This is a genomic window from Ideonella sp. P3_A4, assembly GCF_056403075.1.
Map to the genome: position 1 here is coordinate 52,743 of NZ_JBFUGE010000001.1, position 22,705 is coordinate 75,447.

Annotated in this window: 17 protein-coding genes; 5 read left to right on the forward strand and 12 right to left on the reverse strand. The window is 68.7% G+C overall.

All coding sequences use genetic code 11. From position 1 onward, the window contains the following. Position 1 precedes the first annotated feature (1 nt). From AC1DYI_RS00275 to AC1DYI_RS00285, 3 genes are read right to left on the reverse strand one after another with little or no spacing between them, the layout of a single operon-like run. Positions 2-1,228, reverse strand: coding sequence for an aminotransferase-like domain-containing protein (locus AC1DYI_RS00275; protein ID WP_477202063.1), 1,227 nt, complete (start codon positions 1,226-1,228; stop codon positions 2-4). Beyond that, a complete protein-coding gene (locus tag AC1DYI_RS00280; protein WP_477202064.1) occupies positions 1,225-1,950 on the reverse strand; it encodes an aspartate/glutamate racemase family protein in 726 nt (241 codons plus the stop codon). The genes AC1DYI_RS00275 and AC1DYI_RS00280 overlap by 4 nt, the downstream gene beginning before the upstream one ends. Then, positions 1,947-2,897: a DMT family transporter gene (locus AC1DYI_RS00285; RefSeq protein ID WP_477202065.1), complete on the reverse strand. Its 951-nt coding sequence runs from the start codon at positions 2,895-2,897 to the stop codon at positions 1,947-1,949. The genes AC1DYI_RS00280 and AC1DYI_RS00285 overlap by 4 nt, the downstream gene beginning before the upstream one ends. A gap of 91 nt (positions 2,898-2,988) precedes the next feature. Here AC1DYI_RS00285 and AC1DYI_RS00290 point away from each other — a divergent pair, with 91 nt between their 5' ends. Both AC1DYI_RS00290 and AC1DYI_RS00295 read left to right on the forward strand, forming a co-directional pair. Continuing rightward, on the forward strand, positions 2,989-4,446 hold the full coding sequence (locus AC1DYI_RS00290) for an aminotransferase-like domain-containing protein (RefSeq protein ID WP_477202066.1): 1,458 nt from the start codon (positions 2,989-2,991) through the stop codon (positions 4,444-4,446). 25 nt (positions 4,447-4,471) lie between these two features. After that, positions 4,472-5,278: a hypothetical protein gene (locus tag AC1DYI_RS00295; RefSeq protein ID WP_477202067.1), complete on the forward strand. Its 807-nt coding sequence runs from the start codon at positions 4,472-4,474 to the stop codon at positions 5,276-5,278. A gap of 42 nt (positions 5,279-5,320) precedes the next feature. Here AC1DYI_RS00295 and AC1DYI_RS00300 read toward each other — a convergent pair whose 3' ends face one another. Beyond that, positions 5,321-6,505 (reverse strand): choice-of-anchor tandem repeat GloVer-containing protein, encoded by a 1,185-nt coding sequence (locus tag AC1DYI_RS00300; RefSeq protein WP_477202068.1) that lies wholly within the window; start codon positions 6,503-6,505, stop codon positions 5,321-5,323. A 221-nt stretch (positions 6,506-6,726) separates the two neighbouring features. On the opposite strand from AC1DYI_RS00300, the gene AC1DYI_RS00305 reads away from it, so the two are divergent. Further along, complete coding sequence (locus AC1DYI_RS00305; protein ID WP_477202069.1) at positions 6,727-7,410, forward strand: hypothetical protein; 684 nt, start codon at positions 6,727-6,729, stop codon at positions 7,408-7,410. Between the two features lie 47 nt (positions 7,411-7,457). Here the strand turns inward: AC1DYI_RS00305 and AC1DYI_RS00310 are convergent, their stop codons facing one another. From AC1DYI_RS00310 to AC1DYI_RS00320, 3 genes are all read right to left on the reverse strand, one after another. Then, entirely contained in the window at positions 7,458-9,419 is a 1,962-nt protein-coding gene (locus AC1DYI_RS00310; RefSeq protein ID WP_477202070.1) for an aminotransferase class I/II-fold pyridoxal phosphate-dependent enzyme, read from the reverse strand. Positions 9,420-9,568: 149 nt separating this feature from the next. Continuing rightward, on the reverse strand, positions 9,569-10,642 hold the full coding sequence (locus AC1DYI_RS00315; RefSeq protein WP_477202071.1) for a hypothetical protein: 1,074 nt from the start codon (positions 10,640-10,642) through the stop codon (positions 9,569-9,571). Between the two features lie 100 nt (positions 10,643-10,742). Continuing rightward, positions 10,743-11,921: a benzoate/H(+) symporter BenE family transporter gene (locus AC1DYI_RS00320; protein WP_477202072.1), complete on the reverse strand. Its 1,179-nt coding sequence runs from the start codon at positions 11,919-11,921 to the stop codon at positions 10,743-10,745. A gap of 54 nt (positions 11,922-11,975) precedes the next feature. Between AC1DYI_RS00320 and AC1DYI_RS00325 the strand changes: the two genes are divergently transcribed. Next, on the forward strand, positions 11,976-13,256 hold the full coding sequence (locus tag AC1DYI_RS00325) for a M16 family metallopeptidase (protein ID WP_477202073.1): 1,281 nt from the start codon (positions 11,976-11,978) through the stop codon (positions 13,254-13,256). A 111-nt stretch (positions 13,257-13,367) separates the two neighbouring features. Here the strand turns inward: AC1DYI_RS00325 and AC1DYI_RS00330 are convergent, their stop codons facing one another. Next, entirely contained in the window at positions 13,368-15,254 is a 1,887-nt protein-coding gene (locus tag AC1DYI_RS00330; RefSeq protein WP_477202074.1) for a potassium transporter Kup, read from the reverse strand. Between the two features lie 122 nt (positions 15,255-15,376). Between AC1DYI_RS00330 and AC1DYI_RS00335 the strand changes: the two genes are divergently transcribed. Continuing rightward, positions 15,377-19,117, forward strand: a complete 3,741-nt coding sequence (locus AC1DYI_RS00335; protein ID WP_477202075.1) for a glycosyltransferase — start codon at positions 15,377-15,379, stop codon at positions 19,115-19,117. Positions 19,118-19,142: 25 nt separating this feature from the next. Here the strand turns inward: AC1DYI_RS00335 and glmU are convergent, their stop codons facing one another. The 4 genes from glmU to AC1DYI_RS00355 all read right to left on the reverse strand — a co-directional run bounded on the left by glmU (position 19,143) and on the right by AC1DYI_RS00355 (position 22,664). Beyond that, positions 19,143-20,519: a bifunctional UDP-N-acetylglucosamine diphosphorylase/glucosamine-1-phosphate N-acetyltransferase GlmU gene (glmU, locus tag AC1DYI_RS00340; RefSeq protein WP_477202076.1), complete on the reverse strand. Its 1,377-nt coding sequence runs from the start codon at positions 20,517-20,519 to the stop codon at positions 19,143-19,145. A gap of 77 nt (positions 20,520-20,596) precedes the next feature. After that, positions 20,597-21,223 (reverse strand): DUF4136 domain-containing protein, encoded by a 627-nt coding sequence (locus AC1DYI_RS00345; protein ID WP_477202077.1) that lies wholly within the window; start codon positions 21,221-21,223, stop codon positions 20,597-20,599. Between the two features lie 78 nt (positions 21,224-21,301). Continuing rightward, entirely contained in the window at positions 21,302-22,291 is a 990-nt protein-coding gene (ttcA, locus tag AC1DYI_RS00350; RefSeq protein WP_477202078.1) for a tRNA 2-thiocytidine(32) synthetase TtcA, read from the reverse strand. 13 nt (positions 22,292-22,304) lie between these two features. After that, positions 22,305-22,664: a dihydroneopterin aldolase gene (locus AC1DYI_RS00355; RefSeq protein ID WP_477202097.1), complete on the reverse strand. Its 360-nt coding sequence runs from the start codon at positions 22,662-22,664 to the stop codon at positions 22,305-22,307. Between the last annotated feature and the right edge of the window lie 41 nt (positions 22,665-22,705).

A 22,705-nucleotide genomic window follows, 5' to 3' on the forward strand; every position in this document is an offset into this window, starting at 1 on the left:
ATCAGGGCGTGGCCTCTTCCAATTCTTCGTTTAGATGGCGCTTGAGCACGCGACCCAGCGCTGCGACCGCGGTGCGAATGTCGTCTGGCGCCAGCGTGACGAACGACAGGCGCATCGTGCGCACATCCGGTGCGTGGGCGTAGAAAGCTTCGCCGGGCACGTAGGCGACACCGGCAGCCACAGCCTGCTCGAGCAGCGCCAGCGCATGGCAGCCCTCGGGCAGACGGACCCAGAAGAACATGCCGCCCAGCGGGGCCGACCAGTCGCTGCCGGCCGGCAGGTGCTCTTGCAACGCCGCGGCCATCGCGTCGCGCTGCGCCTTGTAGCGGGCGCGGATGGTCGGTACGTGTTGGTCGAGGAAACCGTTCTTGATGACCTCGTAGACCACGCGTTGGTTGAAGCCCGGCGTGTGCAGGTCGGCCGCCTGCTTGGCTTGCAGCAGCTTCGGGCACAGCTCCGGCGGCGCCACCACATAGCCCAGCCGCAGGCCCGGGGCCAGCACCTTCGAGAACGAGCCGAGGTAGATCGTGCCCTCGGGCCAACGCGAAGCCAGTGGCGCCGGCGGCGCTTCGTCGAACCACAGGTCGCCGTAAGGGTTGTCTTCAACCAGCGGCACGCGCGCGGCCTGCGCGGCCTTGACGATCGCCTGGCGACGCGCCTCGGGGATCACGCGGCCGGTCGGGTTCTGGAAGTTCGGCAGCACATAGGCGAAGCGAGTACCCGGCGCATCGTGCGGCAGGGCCTCGATCGCCTCGGGCAGCGGGCCGTGGGCATCGCTGACCAGGCTCTTGAAGATCGGCTCGTAGGGCGCGAAGGCCTGCAGCGCGCCGAGGTAGGTCGGCGTCTCGACGGCGACCGGCGCGCCGGCGTCGACCAGCACCTTGCCGACCAGGTCCAGACCCTGCTGCGAGCCGGTGGTGATCAGCACCTGCGCCGGCGTGACGTGCTGGCCCTGTTTGGCCAGGTGCGCGGCGACCCACTCGCGCAGCGGGCCGAAGCCTTCGCTGGCGGCGTACTGCAGCGCTTCTTTCGGCGTGTCGGCCAGCACCTTGGCGGTGGCTTCGCGCATCGCCTCGATCGGGAAGGTCTCGGGCGAGGGCAGGCCGCCGGCCAGCGACAGCACGCCCGGTTGCTCGGTGACCTTCAGGATCTCGCGGATGATCGAAGGGTTCATGCGCGCCGCGCGTTGCGCGAGGTGCCAGGCACTGGTGGGGGCGGTGATGGTCATGGTCGGATTTCCTCAGTCAGCATCCATTGCACCGCCTCGTGAGCGTGCAATGCGGTGGTGTCGAACAGTGGCAATGGCCAGCCGTCCGGTTCGGGTGGGTGATCGGGTGGGGTCAGCAGGGAGATCTCCGTGCAGCCCAGGATGATGGCCTCGCAGCCTTGTTCCGCCAAGCCGTTCATGATCTGCACGAAGCGATCTCGTGACGCAGGCAACGTGATGCCGCGGCAGAGTTCATCGTAGATCACGCGGTGGACTTCGTCGCGGTCGGCCGGGCCGGGCGTCACCGTGGTCACGCCATGCCGATCGGCCAGGTGGTCGGCGAGAAAACGGTCTTCCATCGTGAAGCGGGTGCCGAGCAGGCCGACGCGGGTGTGACCGGCAGCGCGCAGCGCGCGTCCGGTGGCGTCGCCGATGTGCAGCAGCGGCAGGCCGCCAGCTTCGACGATGGGCGTGGCGACCTTGTGCATTGTGTTGCTGGCGATCAGCAGCCCTTCGGCGCCCGCGGCGCGCAACTGCGCGGCGGTGCGGCCCAGCACCTCGGCGGCGCCGGCCCAATCGCCGGCGCGTTGCTGCGCGGCAATGCCGTCGAAATCGACGCTGGCCAATCGCAGCGAGGCGCTGTGCAAACCGCCCAGGCGGGCCGCCACGCCCTGGTTCAGCAGCCGGTAGTAGACCAGCGTCGATTCCCAGCTCATGCCGCCGAGGATGCCCAGGGTCTTCATCGTGTCACCTCGGGTTGGCTGGTGGGTGCGACGGCTGCGGGCGTCCGCACCGGCATCTTCTTGCCGATCACCACGGTGGCCAGCACGGCGGCGGCAAACACCAGGGTCGAGGCTTCGAGCCGCTCACCCAGCACCGGCACCGCGAACAGCAGCGCGAGAAACGGTTGCAGCAATTGCACCTGGCTGACCCGCAGTGCGCCGCCCAGTGCGAGCCCGCGGTACCAGGCGAAAAAGCCCAGCCACATCGAGAACAGCGTGACGTAGGCGAAGCCGCCCCAGGCCGAAGGTGCGACCGGCGCGTCGGGCCACCAGAACCAGGCCAGCGGCGCGGTCAGCGGCAGACTCAGCACCAGCACCCACGAGATCACCTGCTCGGCCGGCCATTCGGCGGCCAGCCGGGCGCCGGCCACGTAGCCACCGGCCGCGCTGAACACCGCCAGCAGCAACCAGCCATCGGCGCTGGTCAAGGCGCCCCCACCCTCGTGCCCGGCAAAGGCCAGCACCAGCAGGCAACCGAGCACCGCGCAGACCCAGAAGCCTGTCGATGCACGTTGACGCAGGGCCAGCGCCGCGATGGCCGCGGTGGCCAGCGGCAGGATGCCGGTCACGACCGCGGCGTGCATTGCCGGCACTTCACGCAAGGCCAACGCAATGCCGAGGGGGAAGCCGACCACGGTGCCGAGCGCGCTCAACAGCAGCGTCAGCAGATGGCGGCGTTGCGGCCACGGTGCCCGCGTGAGCAGCAGGTAGGCCACGCTCAGCAGCCCAGCGCCGGCGGCACGGCCGGCCGTGACGAAGGCCGGTGGCAGCTGCGGCGCATCGGCTGGGCCGACCGCCAGGCGTGTCATCGGAAAGGTCAGCGCAAAGATCACGACCCCCACGGCCCCGAGCAGCAGCCCGCGCCGGACGGACTCGGGCGTCAAAGGGTCGGCGGGCAGGGTGGGCATCTGGACAGTCTAGGCGGCTGACCAGTACAGTGCCGGTACAGTTGAGCGGCGCACGCCACCAAACTGTATTGCTGACGTTGCCGACACACCCATGAACGCCCCCGACGCCTTCGCCTTGACCCGCGCTGCCGGCGCCACCTTGACCGAACAGCTGGCCGGCCAGTTCGCCGAGCGCATCCGCCAGCGGCTGCTGGCGCCCGGCGCACGGCTGCCTTCGGTGCGCGACTGCGCGCGCCGCCATGGCGTCAGCCCGCACACCGTGGTCGCCGCCTACGACCAGCTGCTGGCGCAGGGGCTGGTCGAGGCGCGGCGCCAACGTGGCTTCTTCGTGCGAGAAGGCGGCCGCGGCCCGCACAGCGCCGCACCCGATCCGACCCTCGCGCCAGCCAAGGCTGCACCGCCGCCACGGGTCGCACCGGTGGATGCCACCGCGCTGATCCGCGGCATGTTCCATGGCGCCAGCCAATTGCCTGCGCCCGGCCTGGGCACGCTGCCGCCCGACTGGCTGGACCTGCCGCTGCTGGCCAGCGCGCTGCGCCGCGTGCTGACGCACGGCGACTCGGCGCTGGCGCTGCAGTACGGCCAACCGGCTGGTGACAGCCGCTTGCGCGAAGCGTTGGCAACCAAGCTGGCCGATTTCGGCGTGCGGGCCGAGGCCTCGCAGATCGTCACCGCGACCGGCGCGACCCATGCGCTGGACATCGTCTCGCGCGCGCTGCTGTCACCCGGTGATGCCGTGCTGGTCGACGAGCCGGGCTGGGCGGTCGAGTACGCGCGGCTGACGCAGCTGGGCATGCGCCTGCTGCCGGTGCCGCGCGGCGCCGACGGGCCGGACCTGAACGTGATGGCGACGCTGGCGCGTGAGCACCGGCCGCGGATGTACGTGACGGTCTCGGTGCTGCACAACCCGACCGGCCATTCGCTGAGCCTGGCCGACGCGCACCAGGTGCTCAAGCTGGCCGAGGCGCACGACTTTCGCATCGTCGAAGACGACACCTACGCCCACCTCGCGCCGAACCACTTGCCGCGCCTGGCCGCGCTTGACGGCCTGCAGCGAACGCTCTACGTCAGCGGCTTCTCGAAGATCCTGACGCCCAGCTGGCGCGTCGGTTACGTGGCGGCGCCGCCGTCGCTGGTCGAGCGGCTGATCGACGTGAAGCTGCTGTCGACGCTGACCACGCCGGCGGTGCTGGAGCAGGCGGTGGCCCATTGCCTGGAGCAAGGCAGCCTGCGCCGCCACGCCGAGCGCGTGACGACGCGGCTCGATGCGGCGCGCCATCGCAGCGTGCAACTCGCACAAGCCCATGGCTGCCGCTTCGTGACACCGCCGCAGGGCCTGTTCGGTTGGGTCGACACGGGGGTCGACACCGAGCCGCTGGCCCACACCTTGTTGGACCAGGGCTGGCTGCTCGCCCCCGGCCATCTGTTCCACGCGACGCGCCGGCCGAGCACGCTGATGCGGATCAACTTCGCGACCTCGCAGGACGCGCGCTTCTGGCAGGCGCTGGGTGCGGCCCGCGGGGCCTCGTCGAAGCAACAGGTACAGTGAAAACATCGACACACGGGAGATGAACATGACTCACCCCCTGCCCTCGATGGGCAAACGACAGCGGGTGCTGGCCCGCACGGCACTGGCCACCGCGCTGACCACGCTGGCACTGGCCGGCTGCGGCGGTAGCGACAACACCGACGACGACTCGGGGCCGACCGGCCTGGTGCCCACGGCGCCGGCGCTGGGCGCCACGCTGTTCAACGATGCGACCGTGCTGCGGCCACTGGTGGCCGGCGCCAGCTGGCAGTACGCCGGCATCGCGCCCGACGGCGATTCGTACACCAACGTGATCACCCAGACCAGCGCGTCGCCCGGCGTGACCGAGTCGGGCACCAACACCTTCGATGGTGGCGCCAGCCACGTGCACGTCACCGCGGTGAACGGCAACATCATCCAGCCCGACCCGATCGACGCGAACGGCGACGGCATCAACGACTTCGCCAATCTGATCGAGCTGCGTTCGCCGGTGCGCGTGAACGACCAGATCGTCGCCATCGACCAACGCCTGTCGAACATGGTGCCGGACATCGACGGCGACGGCCGCGCGGAGGCCCTCGACTTGGCCACCTACAGCCGTGTCATCGGCACCGAAGACGTGGACCTGAACGGGCCGCCGACCCAGGAAGCGGTGCGCATCGACCGCATCACCGCGGCGCGCGTGGTGCTGTCGAAGGACGGCCAGAAGCTGCCCACCGTCACCTCGACCCAGACAGTCTGGTACGCCCCGTCGCTGGGTGTCGTGCGCCGCCGGCTGGACCAGCCGTCCGAATCCGGCATCGGCCGCGACGTGACCGACGAGCGCCTGACCGACTGGGACGGCTTGCCCTGACGTGAGCCCGGGCCGCCTGTGCGGCGGCCGGTGCCGCACTGCTCAGGGCGCCGGTGGGCTGAAGCTGTACACCACGCCGCTGGCGTGCGTGCCGCCGTCGGTGGCGCGGCCGTACAGGCGTCCGTCGCTGGCCTGCAGCAGGCCCGAGCGTGGCCAGCCGCCACGCGCCTCGCCATCGAAGTGGTACAGCACTTCGTAGCCGCCACCGTCGGGCTGCATGCGGTAGATCACACCGCGGTCGTGGCTGCCGCCCCCCGGGCTGGTGCCGTACAGCCAGCCGTCGCTGGCGCGGATAGGGGCACTGGTCGGGTGGGAACCATCCGCACCGCTGAACTGATGCAGCACCGTCGTGCTTCCATCGGGGCTGGTGCGCAGCACGCTGCCGTGAGGCGCGGCGTCACCATTGCTGTTGACCGCCAGGTAAAGGTAGCCGTCGCGGCCGTCGACCGGCTCGCTGACCCCGACGCCATAGGGATAGAACTTGACCAGGACCTTCAGCTTGCCCGCATCGTTGATGCGGAACAGCGATAGTCCGCCGTCTTCGCCTTTTTCGTTGACAGCCAAGCCATAGAGATAACCATCACCTCGACTGACCAGCGCGGTCGGACCGTAGATGCCATCGTCCGGCGTCACCTGGTGGTACAGCTCGGGCAGGTAGGCCGGCGCCGCATTGCGCTCGAACTGCCCGGAGGCGCCTTGCGGCGTGAGGCTGCGTGTTGTTCTGAGGCTGCCGTCGACCCACGGCACGGGTACTGTCGAGCCGGCATAGCCCTCGCTCTCGGTGTACGCATGCACGATGGTCGGTGTGCCTCCGGGCGGGATGCGGAACAGGCTGCCGCGCTTGCCCGGCCCCTTGGTGGACATCGCGCCCCACAGCGTGCCGCTCGCGTCGACGTTCAGGCTGCTGGTGGGCATGCAGCCTAGAGCTTTACGGTCCAGCGCCACCTTGCTGACGGCGCCGCTGGCCGGGGTCAGTGCCAACAGCGAGCCGCACGGCAGATACAGCGATTCATGGGTGGCGATGAAGATGCGCCCATCACCACCCTGGGCCAAACGGCCTGATGCATAGCTGGTCTGATAGTCGAACGAAAAGTTGTAGTGCACGGTCGGCGTGACGCTGGCGGCATTGGCCAGGGCGCTGCAGCCGAGCGTTGCCAGGGTGATGGCGAGGCGCAAAAGCTGTGAAGGCGGTGTGCCGCGGCGCGGCGAGGAGGTCAGAACGGGCATCGGTCGGTCCTGGTTGGGAAGTGACCCTCAGTATCAACACGGATGGCCGCTCCGGCAACCGCGGACCTGTGTCGTTATGCGGTTGTACCCCTGTCATTCTGGGGATGGCGCCTAGGGGCCTGATGCGCTGAGTGCGGGATGGGGCTGGGCCACTCAGGCGCGCAGACTGATTTCACCGGTGCAAGCCGGTCAACGTCAGATCAACCTCAAGGAGCTTCCCCATGACATCCACGCTGACCCAATGGCTGCGCGCCCTGGCGCTGGCCCCGCTGCTGGCGCTGGCCGGCCTCTCGCCGGCACAGGCCCAGTCCGACACCGTCTGCGGCCCCGAGGTGACCGAGAGCGTGGCCAAGCAGCTGGCACTGAACGTCAAGCTGCCCGAAGCCGACCAGCTGGCGCTGCAGGCCAAGCTGTACGACCAGTTCCAGTACTGCGCGCAGGACGGGCTGAAGATCCCGCCCGACGATCCGTTCTACACCGCGGCGCGTCAGTGCGGCGCCAAGGTCAGCTACGTTGGCAGCTTGTACTACGAAGAGATGCCTTGCTGCGGTTATGACCCGCAGCGCCGCGGCTTCATGTGCCCGGTGAAGATCAAGCAGAACTTCGGCTTCGGCACCGCCCCGAACCCGGGCAGCCGCGAGTACGTGCTGCATTGCGTCGATGCCGGCAACGGCTTCGTGCCGGTCGGGCAAGACCATGTGCACCTGGCCAACGCGACCACCGCCCCGCCGTGGCAGTTCGCGGTGCTGGCCCATGCGGTCGACAACGTGCAGACGGTCGAGCCGATGAACGCGCTGACCCGCAACGCTCGCTCGATCCTGTCGTGGAACCTGAAGCCGACCAGCTGCGACTACAAGCCGATCTGGGGCGACGTGATCGAGTACAGGATTCGGCTCAACCAGTGAGCGAGCGGATCGGCGAGGCGCCATTAGCTGGCGCCTCGCGATGAAACTCAGCGGCGCGGCAGCGCCTTGCGCTCGGCCTCGCTAAGCACCCGCAAGTGCATCTCACCATCGACCAGCGCGAGCCCGTGCAGGTCGATGGACTTTTGCGTTTGCAGCAGGCGCACCAGGTAGGCCACGATGTTGGCTTCGATCACCTGGCCCGGCACCAGCACCGGGATGCCGGGCGGGTAAGGAACGATCTGGTCGCAGCAGACGCGGCCGGTCAGCTGGGCGTTTGGCTGGCCATGGTCGTCCAGCAATGGCAGGCGTTCTCCGGCTTCGTAGAACGCATCGCGCGGCAGGCAGGCCAGTTCCGTGAAACGCGGCGCCTCGGGCACACGCGCATAGGCGCGCGGGGCGCGCTTTTCCTTGGCCAGGCGCAGCATCGCGTCGAACAGGCGGCTCACCTTGCTGCGCGTCGTGCCGATCGTCAGCAGCAGCGTCAAGGTGTTGTGCGTGTTCTTCTCGACCTGGATGTTGTAGCGGCCGATCAGCTCGTCGCGCAGCTCGTCGGCCGAGTAGCCGCTTTGCGAGATGTCGATCGTCAGCTTGGTCGGGTCGAGGCGGATGCCATCACCCTTGACCTCTTCCGGCAGCAGGTCTTCCAGCTCGAGCACGCGGAACGCACCGGTCGCGTTGATCTTCTCGCGCAGTTCATGGGCGAACTTCAGCGAGCGGTCGAGCAGGCGGTAGCCTTCGAGCACGGCCTGCTTGCGGGCCACATCGAGGCTCGCGATCAGGTTGTACTGCGGGCTGGTCGACGCGTGCATGTTGAAGTTCTCGCGGAACAGGTGGTCGTCGAACGCGGGGTCGTTGACGTGCACCATGCTCGCTTGCGAGAAGGCCGACAGGATCTTGTGCGTGCTCTGCGTCGCGTAATCGGCGCCGCACTCGAGTGCGGTCGGCCGCAGCTCGGGGTGGAAGCGCGCATGGCCGAACCAGGCTTCGTCGATGATGACCTTGATGCCGGCGGCGTGGGCCATCGCGATGATGGGCTTGAGGTCGTAGCGCAGGCCGTCGTAGGTGCAGCTGGTGAGGATCAGCACCTTGGCATCGGGGTGGGCCTCGATCGCCGCCGCCAGCGTGGCCTTGGGCACCGGGCCGAAGATGCCGTAGTGGCGGTTGACCGATGAATCAAGGTACACCGGCCGCGCACCCGACAGGATCACGCCGTGGTGGACCGACTTGTGGCAGTTGCGGTCTAGCAGCAGCTTGTCGCCCGGCGCCAGCAGCGTCTGGAAGATGACCTTGTTGGCGGTCGAGGTGCCGTTGGTCGCGAAGTAGGTCTTGCGGGCGCCGAAGGCCTTGGCCGCCAACTTTTGCGCCTGCGCGATGACGCCCATTGGGTGCAGCAACGAGTCGAGCTCGGGCACGCTGACCGACAGGTCGGCGCGCAGCATCTGCTCGCCGACGAAGTCATAGAAATCACCGACCCACGGGCTGCCCTTGAACGAGTCGCCGCCGCCGTGGCCGGGGGTGTGCCAGCTGTCCTTGGCCTGCGCGACGTATTCGCGCAGCGCGTTGTAGAACGGCGTCTCGGCCTTCTGGGCGACCTCGGCGGCGACGATGCGGAACCAGCCGTTGTAGTCGTGCTCGCCGCGGAAGAAGTAGCCGTCGACCGCGTCGCTGGCGAGCTGCTCGACCAGCAGCTTGTCGGCGTCGTCTTCCAGCACCATGTACAGCGACAGCTCGGGCCGCGCCTCGATGATGCGCTGGGCGGTGGTGACAGCCGGGTTGCCGCGAGCGCCGGCGCCGCGCGGGCCGTGGTCGATCACGACGACTTGCAGGTCGGCCTGCGTCGGCGCGGTCGCCAGCACTGCACCGACCGCGTCATCGCCGCACGTGCAGCCGACGGCCATCAGCCCGAACGGGTTGTCCAGCCGACCGGCGGCCTGGTTCAGGCCCTGCACGACCTCGGCGCGCCATTCTTCGTCGGCGCTGACGACCAGCACGTGGGTGGCAGGATTCATGGGGGCACTCCTCGTCGGCTGCGCCCGGAAGGCGCAAAACTTGACAGTGTAGGCACCCCGTGGCCGAGGAAAATTCGGTTCAGCCCTATGAAGGCCGCAATTTGTTCAAGGTGCGACCGGGCTGGCGGATGGCGTCGAATGATGCGGCGTCAAGGGACCGGCGTCAGCACCACGGCCGTGAAGTTGCCGCCGACCGAGGCGTTGACGACGATCTCGCCGCGGTCATTGATGCGGGCGCCGTAGTTTCCGATGCGGGTTTGCGCAGTCAGCGGGTCGGCCGGGTCGAGCAAGGCCTGCAGGTCGACCGCACCGTGCTCGGCATCCCAGTAGAAGCTGGACGACACCTCGCCGCGGCTGTAGTTGCCGACGACCTGGCCATGGCGATTGATGTCGAGGCCCATGCTCCAGTCGTCTTCGCCAGGGCCTACGCGCAACGGCTGCATGCCGGTGGTCGGCGACCAGTGGAACGCGTGCAACGCGCCGCCGACGCGGCTGCTGCCTACCGCCTCGTCGGCGTCGTTAAGCGCGATGACCGCGCTGTCGTCGTCTTCGCCGGGCGCGGCCAGCGTGCCCAGCTGCGTGACGCGGCCCTTCCGGTCCATCAGGATCGCGTTCAGGCAGCAGCCTTGGGCGGATGAGGCGGTGCCCCCGGCATGGCCCAGGTTGTTGATCGCCCGCGCCTCGCTGGTGCCTTCGCGGGTGTGCATCGGATCGTCCAGTCCCAGACGGACTGAGCCGATCAGCGCGTGGGTGAACCAGCCCTGGCCGGCCTTGACCAGGGCCGAGCCGACGATCTGGCCACGGTTGTTGATGGCCGTGACGTTGCCGTAGTGCTGATGGCGGCGCAGCTCGATGCGTTTCAGCCCATCGGTCGCGGTCCAGGTGACGGGCGTGGCGTTGCCGTTGTTGCTGTAGATGAGTTGACCGACCGCCACACCGTCGTCGTTGATCGCGTGTGCATTGAGCGAGTAGCCCGCCGGGGCGTCGAAGACCTGCGGCTGGGCGCCGGCCTGCCAAAGATAGGTCTGCCCGGGATGATGGTAGGCCAGCACGACGCCGCGGTTGTTGATGTCGAGCACGCGCGAACCCGCGAGACCGCTGGCGGTGCTCAGGTCGGTGATGCGCAGCAGCGGCAATGGGGCTGCGCCGGCGCTCGTGGCGGCAGCGACGGCAGCCAAGCTCAGCAGATCTCTGGCGGCGCGGACGATGGTGGCGTGCATCAAGGGTCTCTCCTGCAACGTTGGTATGCGCCCGCGGCTGGCCGGGCCCGGCGCAGCTTAAGCGCGCGGGTCCCTGATGTTTGCCTCGGCCGAGCGCGACCCCCTAACTTGGCAAACGGGTACGCCGCTGGGAGGCCAGCGCGACGCCGCCTGCCACCACGCCCCAGAAGGCCGAGCCGATGCCGGCGATCGTCAGGCCCGACAGCGTGACGACGAAAGTCAGCAGGGCGGCGTCGCGGTGGTGCTCGTCCTTCAAGGCACTGGCCAGACCTCCGGCGATCGTGCCCAGCAGTGCGAGCCCGGCGACGGCCGCCACCAGTTCCCGCGGAAAGGCTTGCAGCAACCCTGCCACCGCTCCGCCGGACAGACCGAGCACGATGTAGAACACACCGGCCATCGCCGCAGCGGTGTAGCGCTTGGCCGGGTCTTCATGCGCCTCGCGGCCCATGCAGATGGCCGCGGTGATGGCGGCCAGGTTGAAGGCATAACCCCCGAATGGTGCGAACACCAGGCTGGCCAGGCCGGTCGCGCCGACCACCGGCGACACGGGGGTCTGGTAGCCCGACGCGCGTTGCGCCGCGACACCCGGCAGGTTCTGCGAAGCCATCGTGACGACGAACAGCGGCAACCCGATGCCGACCAGCGCCCCGACGCTGAAGACCGGCATCGTGAACACCGGCCGCGTCCATTCGAAAGCCACGCCTGCCAGATGCACCTGGCCCTGCACCAGCGCGACGACGATGCCGGCCAGCAGCACGCCCGGCACGGCGTAGCGCGGCCACCAGCGGCGGCCGGCGAGGAAGGCCAGTGTCATCACGATCACCAGCAGCGGTGCGCTGCGCGTGGCCAACACCGCGTCCAGCGCGAAGCGGGCCAGCACGCCGGCCAACAACGCGGCGGCAATCGCCATCGGGATGCGGCCCATGACCCGTTCGAACAGGCCCGAGTAGCCCGCGACGGTGATCAGCACGGCGCAGGCAATGAAGGCGCCGGTGGCCTCGGGCAGCGAGAGGCCGTGTGACGCGGCGATCAGCGCGGCGCCGGGAGTGGACCAAGCTGTGAGCACCGGCAGGCGGTAGTGCAGCGACAGCCCGAGGCTGGTCAGCCCCATCCCCAAGCCGAGCGCCCAGATCCACGAAGCAGTCTCGGCCGTGTTGGCGCCCAGGGCCTGTGCGGCGGCAAAGACGATCGCCACCGAGCTGGTGAAGCCGACCAGCACGGCGACGAAGCCGGCGACGGCGGCCGACAAGGACAGGTCACGCAACGGGTTTGACAGGGGCATGGGCGGCGAGCATAGCGGCGCCCCGGCCAGGGCTTAAGCTGGCGGGTCATTCCGATGAAACATTCCACCTCCGACCCCGACACCCGCGTCGCCACGCTGCCCAACGGCGTGCGCGTGCTGACCATCGCCCTGCCGCGGCTCGACAGCGCCAGCGTCAGCATCTTCGTGCGCACCGGCAGCCGCAACGAGAGCCGGCGCCTGAACGGCATCAGCCACATGGCCGAGCACATGGCCTTCAAGGGCACCCATGCGCGCAACTGCCAGCAGATCAACCTCGATGCCGAGCGCCTGGGCGCCGAGGTCAATGCCCACACGGACAAGGACCACACGGCCTACCACATGCGCGGCCTGGCCGAGCACGCGCCGCTGTTCCTGCGCATGTTGGGCGAGATCGTGCGCGATTCGAACTTTCCGGCCGACGAGCTGGAGCGCGAGCGCCAGGTCATCCTGCAGGAATTCGCCGAAACCGAAGACGACGCGTTCGACACGGCGTTCCAGTTGTTCGACAAGGCTTGCTACGGCATTCACCCGCAGGCGCAGCCGGTGATCGGGCGGCGCCGCAACATCGAAGGCTTCACGCGCGAGCAACTGCAGAGCTACGTTGCGCAGCAGTACACCGGCGCCAACATCGTGGTCGCGGCGGCCGGGCGCATCGATGCGCGGGCCATCGTGCGCGAAGCGCAGGAAGCGCTGGGTGGATTGCCCTGTGGCGAGCCGAACCTCACCGTGGCGCCCGTCTTCGAAGGTGGGGTTGGTCTTCGCCGCCTGGCTGGCCACAGCCAGACCCACGTCGTGCTGGGCTTTCCAGCCCCTGCGGTGACCGCAGCGGCCCATGCTTCGCACCAGCTGGCGGCCGCGTTGCTGGGCGAGGGCATGAGTTCACCGCTGATGGACAGCCTGCGCGAGCGATTGGGCCTGGTCTACTACGCCGCCTGTTCGGCCGATCTCGACGACCTGGCGGGCCAGTTCGTCATCGAGGCGTCGATGGCACCGGCCAACATCCCAGCCTTTGCCGACGAGGTGACGCGCTTGCTGCGTGCGCAGGCCGACAAGATCGCGCCGCCGCAGTGGGAGCGGGCGCGCAACCAGATCGCGGTGCGTCGCCTGCAGAACTGGGAGAGGCCCTCGCGACGGCTGGAAGACGCGGTGCTGGACCTGTTCGCCTTCGGGCGCGTGCGCTCGCGCGCCGAGCGGCAAACGACGCTGGACGCAGTGACCCCGCGCCAGGTGCGCAAGGTCTTCGGCGAGATCCTCGACGGCCCGGTAGCGGTGGGTGCGGCCGGGCGTTTGCCGAAGTCGGCAGCCGATCGGCTGCACGCCCTTGCGGAAGGCTAGATTTCCGGCCGCGCGAAGCGCCGGTCGCTCCAAATGGCGTGCGCGGACCGGCTCTGCCGGTCCGCTGCGCGAGCCCCCGCGGGGGGGCAGCCCCTGGAAGGGGCGTGGGGGCTAAATCTCGACCTTCGCGCCCAGCTCGACGATGCGGTTCGACGGCAGGGCCAGGAAGTCGGCCATGTCGGCGGCGTTGCGGTGCATGCTGGCGAAGAGTTTTTCGCGCCACATCGCCATGCCGTCGCCAAAGGTCGGGATCACCGTGTCGCGGCTGAGGAAGTAGCTGGTTTCCATCTCCTCCAGCGGCACGCCGCGGCCTTCGAGCAGGCGCAGCGCCTCGGGCACGTCGGGGTCGTTCTTGAAGCCGAAGTTCAGCGTGATCTGCCAGCAGTCGTGGCCCAGTGATTCGAGCGCCAGCCGCTTGTCGAAGCCGATCCAGGGCACCTCGTGGTGCTTCACGTGCACGAACAGGTTGTGTTCGTGCAGCACCTTGTTGTGCTTCAGGTTGTGCATCAGCGCGTTCGGCGCCAGCCCCTCTTCGGCGACCAGGAACACCGCTGTGCCCGGCACGCGCACGGGGGGGCTGACGAAGACCGCCTCGAGGAAGCTGCCCAGCTCGATCGCCTCGTTGCGCACCCGCTCGTGCATGATCGAGCGGCCCTGCTTCCAGGTCAGCATCAGCAGGAACATGCCCGAGCCGATGACCAGCGGGAACCAGCCGCCGGCCAGCAGCTTCAGCGTGTTCGACAGGAAGAAGGTGACGTCGATGATGAAGAAGAAACCGGTCGCCAGCAGGCACAGCGCGAGCGGGTACTTCCAGCCGTAGCGGATGACATAGAAGGTCATCACCGTGGTGATCGTCATGTCCAGCGTCACCGCGATGCCGTAGGCCGAGGCCAGGCTCGACGAACTCTTGAACAGCGCCACCGCCAGCACGATGAAGACGTACAGGCCCCAGTTGATGAACGGCACGTAGATCTGGCCGGTGTCGCGCACGGAGGTGTGGCGCACGCTCATGCGCGGCAGGATGCCGAGCTGGATCGCCTGCTTGGTGACCGAGAACGCGGCCGAGATCAAGGCCTGCGAAGCGATCACCGTGGCCGCTGTGGCCAGCACCACCAGCGGCAGGCGCAGCGCCTCGGGCGCCATCAGGTAGAACGGGTTCTCGACCGCGCCGGGGTTGCCGAGGATCAGCGCGCCCTGGCCGAAGTAGTTGACCACCAGCGCCGGCATCACCATCGTGTACCAGGCGATGCGGATCGGCCGGCGGCCAAAGTGGCCCATGTCGGCATACAGCGCCTCGCCGCCGGTCACGCACAGCACCACCGCACCGAGCGCGACAAAGGCGACCTGCGGGTGCAGCATGAAGAAGCCGATCGCATATTGCGGGTTCAGCGCGATCAGCACGGCTGGGTTGGCCATCACATGCGGCAACCCCAGTGCGACCAGCACGATGAACCAGACGAAGGTGATCGGGCCGAAGAACTTGCCGATGCCACCGGTGCCGAAACGCTGCACCGAGAACAGCCCGGTCAGCACCACCAGCGTGATCGGGATCACCCACTCGTGCATGCCGGGCGCGATGACCTGCAGGCCCTCGACCGCTGACAGCACCGAAATCGCCGGCGTGATGACCCCATCGCCATAGAAGATCGCGGTGCCGAACAGGCCGACGATCATCAGCGTGCGACGCAGTGTTGGCCGCTCTTTCACCGCGGTGGTGGCGAGCGCGAGCATCGCGATCAGGCCGCCTTCGCCGTTGTTGTCGGCGCGCAGGATCAGCAGCACGTACTTCAGCGAGACGATGATCGTCATCGTCCAGAAGATCAGGCTGAGGACCCCGAGGATGTTGACCGGCGTGGCTTCGACGTGTCCGGCGTGGAACACCTCTTTCAGCGCGTACAGCGGGCTGGTGCCGATATCGCCATACACGACGCCCAGGGCCGCCAGCGTCAACGAGGCAAGTGCCGGCAACGAGCGGCTGGCTGAGTGCGAGGAACTCAAATGCAATCTAGGGGGGCGCGGCGTGGCCGCTGAAGCTTCTATTGTGCGCGTTGCGGCCGCGGCGCCGAAATCATCGAAAATCCATGGCCCTGTCTCTGTCGCCCTGTTGCGCCACGAGTGTCATGCCCGCCGACGCACCATCCACCTCCACCGACGCCGCTTCGACCTTGGTCGACCTCGAACTCCCCATGGCTGTTTCGCCGGCCGCGCGACTGGTGGTGGAACGTGTGGCGGGCATCACCGTCGTCGGCTGGGCCTTCGATCCCCAGGCGCCGGGGCAAGAGCACTTGAGCCTGGTCTGCGGCGCGCAAACGTTTCCAGCCCCGGTGCGCCGCTTGTCGCGGGGTGATGTCTCGCGTGCCGTTGGCGCCACCGATGCGGTGGCGCTCGGCTTCGAAATCGACCTGCCGCTGCCGATCTGGCAGGCGTTGGGCCAGGCCGGCGCGGTGCTGGGCGTGCGCATCGGCGAAGACGGCGTGATCGTCAAGTCGCCGTCTCAACCCACTGCCGCAGGCCTGCGCAGCTGGATGGCGACGCTGGCGCAAAGCCCTGACTTGCAGCGGGCCCAGGCCGAGCTGAGCGCGCTGGCGCCGCATCTCGAACAGGCCACGCTATGGGGTGGCCGCGACGCTGCGTCGCCCGCGGCCGCGTCGCCGCCGGCACCCGTGTTGTGCAACGTCGAAGGCTGGCAGGGCCTGACGCTGGGCGGCTGGCTGGCGGACACACCGGAGGCGCGCGAGCCGCTGCGCCTGCGCTGTGGCGACCGCCGCTACGAGGCGCCAGTGCGCCGTACTTCTCGCGGCGACGTTTCGTCGCAGCTGAACTTGCCGCATGACGAGGTTGGCTTCGTGGTGGAAGTGCCCGGCAGCCTGTGGAGCGACCAGCCTCCCGGTGCCGACGAACTGGTGCTGCAGTTGGAAAGCCGCACCGGTCCGCTGGGGCCGGAATGGTGCCTGAAGCGCACGGAACTGGCGGCGCGTCTGGACGAAGCGCTGGCCTGGCCCGACCCGCTGCAGCGGGGCCACCTGGCCCTGCTGGCGATGGAGCATCTGGCCTGGGCGGGAGCCTTGAGCGAGATCGACGATTCGGCTCGCCAGGCGCTGGCGGTGTTGGCCGAATCCGCCGGAGTGGGTGCCTGGTTGCACGAAGACCCCCACACCTTGGCGGCGCCGGCTGAGCGGCTGCGCAAGCCATTTCGCATCGCACCGAAGGGCCGGCTTGGCCGCTGGTTGCAGAAGGCAGCCAATGCCGATCGGGCCCTCAGGCTGCTGACCAAGCTGCAGAGCAAGCCCCGGACGGTCGGCCTGGCCAAGCGCCTGGAACTGGCTCTGACCAATGCGCTGGGCCTGTTCGACAAGGCTTGCTACGACGAACAGATCACCCCGGCCCAGCGTGGCGACGCGCCGGCGCTGCGCCACTATGTCGAGCAGGGTGATGCGCGTTCACTGGTGCCGATGGCCTTGTTCGATGCACGCCACTACACCGGCCAGCTGAAAGGCCGGCGTCACCCCGGCATCAACCGCCTGCTGCATTACGGGCTGGTCGGCCGCCACCAGGGCCTGTCGCCTTGCGCCTGGTTCGATGCGGCCTACTACCTGAGCACCAATGCCGACGTGCGCGGCACTGGCGTCGACCCGTTGACCCACTTCGTCAACTTCGGCTGGAAAGAGCGCCGCCGCCCTGCGGCCCGTTTCGAGCCGACCACCGGCACGCGCCAAGGCCTGCTGCAGCGGCTGTCTCATGGGCGGGGCGGCGAGACGGCGGCATCGGTCGATCCGCTGCAGCGCTTCCTGCTCGACGGTCTGCCAGCCGATGCGCAGCCGACCGAGCCCAACCACCTGCCCTGGTCCGTGCCGGCGCGGCTGGACGGGCGCGACTACCTGAACCTCGAGCCCTGGCGCCACCTGCCGCGCCCCGCGGCCGAGCCGAAGGTCGATGTGATCGTGCCGGTCTACGCCGGTGCACAAGAAACACTGCGCTGCCTGTGGAGCGTGTTGTCGTCATGGGTCGACACGCCGTACCAACTGGTGGTGATCGACGACTGCAGCCCCGAGCCGGCCTTGTCGGCGCACCTGCGCGAGTTGGCGGGGCTCGGCCTGATCCACCTGATGGTCAACGAGCGCAACCGCGGCTTCGTCGCCACCGTCAACAAAGGCCTGAAGCTGCACTGGGATCGCGACGTCGTGATCCTGAACTCCGACACGCGTGTGCACTCGGGCTGGCTGGACCGGCTGGCCGCGCACGGCGAGGCCGAGCCGCGCGCGGCGTCGATCACGCCGCTGTCGAACAACGCGACGGTCTGCAGCTACCCGCGCATGTTGCACAGCAACTGGGAAAAACTGGAGCTGGACGACGGTGCGATCGACACGCTGGCCGCGACGGTGAACARGGGCCGACATGTCGAGGTGCCGACAGGCGTCGGCTTTTGCATGTGGATGCGGCGTTCGGCGCTCGATGCAGTCGGCCTGCTCGATGTCGAGCGCTTCGGCCGCGGCTACGGGGAAGAAAACGACTGGTGCATGCGTGCCAACGCGGCCGGCTGGGTGCAGCTGGTGGCGAGCGATGTCTACGTGCTGCACCAGGGCTCGGTCAGCTTCCGCGCCGAGGCCAGCGCACGCACGCGCGCAGGCATCGCGACGCTGCTGCAGCGCCACCCGGACTACCAAGAGCGCATCGACGACTGGATCGCGCACGACCCGCTGCTGCCCGAACGCGCGCGGCTGGACGCGGCGCGCCTGAAGCGCGCCACCGAGGTCAGCGAGGGCGGTGGCCTGGTGCTGATGGTCAACCACGCCCGCGGCGGCGGCACGGCGCGCCACGAGGCCGAAGAAGCAGCGCGGCTGCGCGCCGAGCGCGGCGTCGGCGTGGTCACGATGCACCCGTCGCGTCGGCCCGGCTGCGTCACGCTGGGCGCCACTGGCGGCCAGAGCGGCACGCTCGACCTGCCGGCGCTGCAGGCGGTGCCGCTGCTGACCGATGGCCGCTACGGGCCGCGCCACCCGGCGCAGGCGCTGTTGGACGTGCTGGCGGCGCTCGACCTGCGCGAGGTGCAGCTGCACCACCTGATCGATCACCCGCCGGTGCTGCGCGAGCTGCTGCCGCACCTGAGCAAGGTGCTCGACGTGCCGCTGTCGGTGACGGTGCACGACTACCACCTGATCTGCCCGCGCGTCAACCTGGTCGACGCGAGCGGCCGCTACTGCGGCGAGCCGGACCGTGACACCTGCGACCGCTGCCTGCAGAACGACGAAGAGGGCCGCGCCGCCGGTCGCATCGGCGCGTGGCGGGCGGCCAATTCGCACTTGCTGTCACAAGCCAAGCAGGTGATCGTGCCCGATGAGGACGTCGCCGCGCGGTTGTCGAACTACTTCCCGACGGTGCGCACCCTGGTCCAGCCGCACGAGCCGTTGCACCTGCCGGCGAACCCGCCGCCGCGTGGCCCTGTGCACCAGGTACTGGTGATCGGTGCGCTGAGCCCGATCAAGGGGCTGCAAGTGCTGCTGGGCCTGGCCCGCAGCCATGCGGCCGCCGAGCTGGGCCTGCAGTTCACGCTGCTGGGCCATTCGTCCGACGACGCGGCCTTGCGCGCTGCGGGTGTGCAGGTGCTCGGCCGCTACGAAGACAAGACGTTGGCGGGGCGTATCAGCGAGCTGGCGCCGGACCTGATCCTGCTGCCCTCGGTCTGGCCCGAGACCTTCTGCTACGTGTTGACGACAGCCGCCGAGTCAGGCCGGCCGGTCGCCGTGTTCGACCTCGGCGCGCAGGCGCGGCGCCTGAAGGAAGTGAAAGCGCCGGCGGTCTATCTGCCGATCGGGCTGGCCGGGCAGCCGGAGCAACTGGCGCGGGCGTTGGTGGCGCACTGACCGGCCCGAGAGCCGGTCGGGCCTGTCACTTCGGCTTCTTGACTGGCCGTTGCCAGCCGGCCAGGCTGACCTGCTTGGCACGCGCCACGGTCAGCTGACCGGCCGGTGCGTTCTTCGCGATCGTCGAGCCACCGCCGATCGTCGCGCCGTCGCCCAGCGTGATCGGTGCGACCAGCACGCAGTTGCTGCCAACATGCACGTCGTTGCCGATCACGGTGCGGTGCTTGTTGGCGCCGTCGTAATTCGCAGTGATCGCGCCAGCGCCGTAGTTGACGCGTTCTCCAACCGTTGCGTCGCCCAGATAGGCGAGGTGGTTGGCTTTGGCGCCCTTGGCCAGGGTTGAATTCTTCACCTCGACGAAGTTGCCGATGTGCACTTCTTCGCCCAGCACCGCGCCGGGCCGCAGCCGGGCGAATGGGCCGATCAGCGCGCCGGCGCCGACCTGCACGCCGAGTGCTTCGCCGTCGATGTGGGTGAATGGGTGAATCACGGCACCCGCAGCGATGCGCGCGTTGCGGATCACGCAGTTGGCGCTGATGCGCACCTCGTCGCCCAACTCAACCTCGCCTTCGAACACGCAGTTGACGTCGATCTCGACATCGCGGCCGTGCTTCAGCGTGCCGCGCAGGTCGAAGCGGGTCGGGTCCGCCAGGCGCAGGCCGGCGGTCATCAGCGCGTCGGCCTGGCGACGTTGAAGTCGGCGCTCCAGGTCAGCCAACTGGGCCGGGCTGTTGACGCCCAGCACTTCGGTCTCGTCATGCGCCGCCGTGGCGACAACCGGCACGCCATCGGCCACCGCCATCGCGACGATGTCGGTCAGGTAGAACTCGCGCTGTGCGTTGTCGTTCTTCAGCGCCATGACCCAGCGCTTCAGCAGCGCGGTCGGCGCGGCCATCATGCCGGTGTAGACCTCGCGGATGGCGCGCTGCTCGGGCGTCGCGTCCTTGTGTTCGACGATCGCCTGCACGGCTTCACCCCAACGCACGATGCGGCCGTAGCCGGTCGCGTCTGCGAGCGTCACGGTCAGCAGCGCGAGCTTGCTGCCACCGCAGGCGGCGGCCAGCGCCGCGGCGGTGTCGGTGCCGATCAGCGGTACGTCGCCGTTCAGGATCAGCGTGGTGTCGGCCGCATCATCCAGCGCCGGCACGGTCTGCTGCACCGCATGGCCAGTGCCGAGCTGCGGCTCCTGCCGCACGCAGACCGCCACGTCGCCGATCAACCGTTCGACCAGTTCGGCGCCGTGGCCGGTGACCACCACCTGGCGTTGCGGCGCCAGCGGCGCGACGCGGTCCAGCACGTTCTGCAGCAGCGGCCGGCCGGCCAGCTTGTGCAGCACCTTCGGGGTGGCCGAATGCATGCGGGTGYCCTTGCCCGCGGCCATGATGACGACGTTCAGCGCCATGGGTTTGTGCTCCAGAAAAGCCCGAGCCGGCGTCGGGCGCCGGCTCGTTGGTATGAGGACGGGATTATCCCGCCCGCTCAGGGCAGCTGAACGGCGACGTCGTGCGGCTCGTTACGCGCTTTCGGGAAGTCTTTCAGCGCGGCGGTGAACATCGCCGCGATCACCGGCGGCCCGCCGACGGTGATGCCGTCGGTGCGGGCGCGGGCCTCGTACAGCGGCTGGCCCGAGGCCTTGTCGCGGATCAGCAGGCCCGTCTCGCGCTGGTACTCGCTGGGCTCGCTGTGCCAGCGCCACGGTCCATAGGGCCCCCAGGCGCCAGGCCAACCGGGGCCGGCCCAGCGCGAGCCGTAGGGGCGCCACCACAGCGGGTCGTCCCAGGGCGAGCGGTCGTAGCGGGTGATGCGCGCGCCGATCTGCACCACCACGTCCGGCGTGGCGCCTGCGGCGGCCGGCACGAAGCCAGCCGTTTGCAGCGCCTGGTGGGCGCTTTGCTCGACATCGGCCTGCAGGCCGCCCGGGGCGGCCTGTTGCGAGGGCAGGCGCTCGATCATGTAGCTGCCGGCCGGTCGGCCGGCCGGCCACTCGCCGAAGGTGCTGACTTCGCTGGTGACGGTCTTGAACGAGGCGCAGCCGGCCAGCGTGGCGGCCGCCAGGGCGGCGCCGACAGCGGTCCAGCGGAGGGCGAGGCGGTGTTGGCTGTTCATTCGGCTTACTCCTCTTCAACGAAGGGCCGTCGCGAGTCTTTGGGTCCCACGAAGGGTTGTCTGAGTACCTGGCGGTGCTCAGAAGGCACCCGGCCCACCCGGTGCCTTCTTCGTCAGACCCCATTGAACGACCTGAGGTTCAGTCGGGTTGACGGTGGCCGGCGTGGCGCAGCCCTCGTCTTCATCCTCGTCAAAGGCCTTGTCGCCGGCCGGGTCGGGCTGGCCGGTGGCCTGGATGGTCGTGAACGGGTAAAGCGAGCGGTCCATCATGTGCGACAGCGTGATGTTGCCCATCGCGCTGAACATGTTGTCGATCCGGCCGGGGAATTTCTTGTCCCAGTCGCGGATCATGGCCTTGATCTGCACCCGCTGCAGGTTCTCCTGATTGCCGCACAGGCTGCACGGGATGATCGGGAACTGGCGATGCGTCGCCCACTTCTCGAGGTCGGTCTCGGCCACGTAGGCCAGCGGGCGGATCACGACGTGCTCGCCGTTGTCACTGACCAGCTTGGGCGGCATGCCCTTCATGCGCGAACCGAAGAACATGTTCATCAGCAGCGTCACGACCATGTCGTCGCGGTGGTGGCCGAGCGCGATCTTGGTCGCGCCCAGCTCCTTGGCGACGCGGTACAGGATGCCCCGGCGCAGCCGCGAGCACAGGCTGCACATCGTCTTGCCCTCGGGGATCAGGTTCTTGACGATCGAATAGGTGTCCTGCTCCTCGATATGGAACGGCACGCCACGTGAGCGCAGGTAGTTCGGCAGCACCTCTTCCGGGAAGCCGGGCTGCTTCTGGTCGAGGTTGACCGCGATCAGCTCGAAGCGGATCGGCGCGCGCTGCTGCAGGTTCAGCAGGATGTCGAGCATCGCGTAGCTGTCCTTGCCGCCCGACAGGCAGACCATCACCTTGTCGCCTTCTTCGATCATGTTGAAGTCGGCGATCGCCTGCCCGACCTGGCGGTGCAGCCGCTTGCTGAGCTTGTTGGTCTCGAAGGCGGCCTTCTTCTCGGCGGCGTTGGTGGCGGCAGAGTCGACGGCCGCGGTCTCGGGGGAAGTGATCGTGTTCATGTCGGGAGGGGCGTTACCAAAGGCCTGCTTCGCAGCGGATGGCAACTTCGCAGTCTTCAAAAATTTCCAGTTTGGCCACCTTGATGCGCACGCCCAGCACGCCCGGCAGTCGCATCAGCCGCACGCACAGCTTGGCCAGCAGCGATTCGAGCAGATCGGTGTGCTCGGCGGTGCATTCGTCAATGATGATCTGGCGCACCTTGCGGTAGTCCAGCACATGGCCCAGGTCGGCGTCGCGTGCCAGCGCCGGCTGCTGGCCCAGGTTCAGCTCGGCATCGACCTGGATYGGCTGTGGCCCGTCGCGCTCATGCGCCAGCACCCCGAGGTTGGCACCAAAGCGCAAGCCGTTCAAGTGCAGGATCTGGCTGTTCAGCGTCGACGGAGGCGATTTCGGCGCGGCATGGGCCAGGCTCG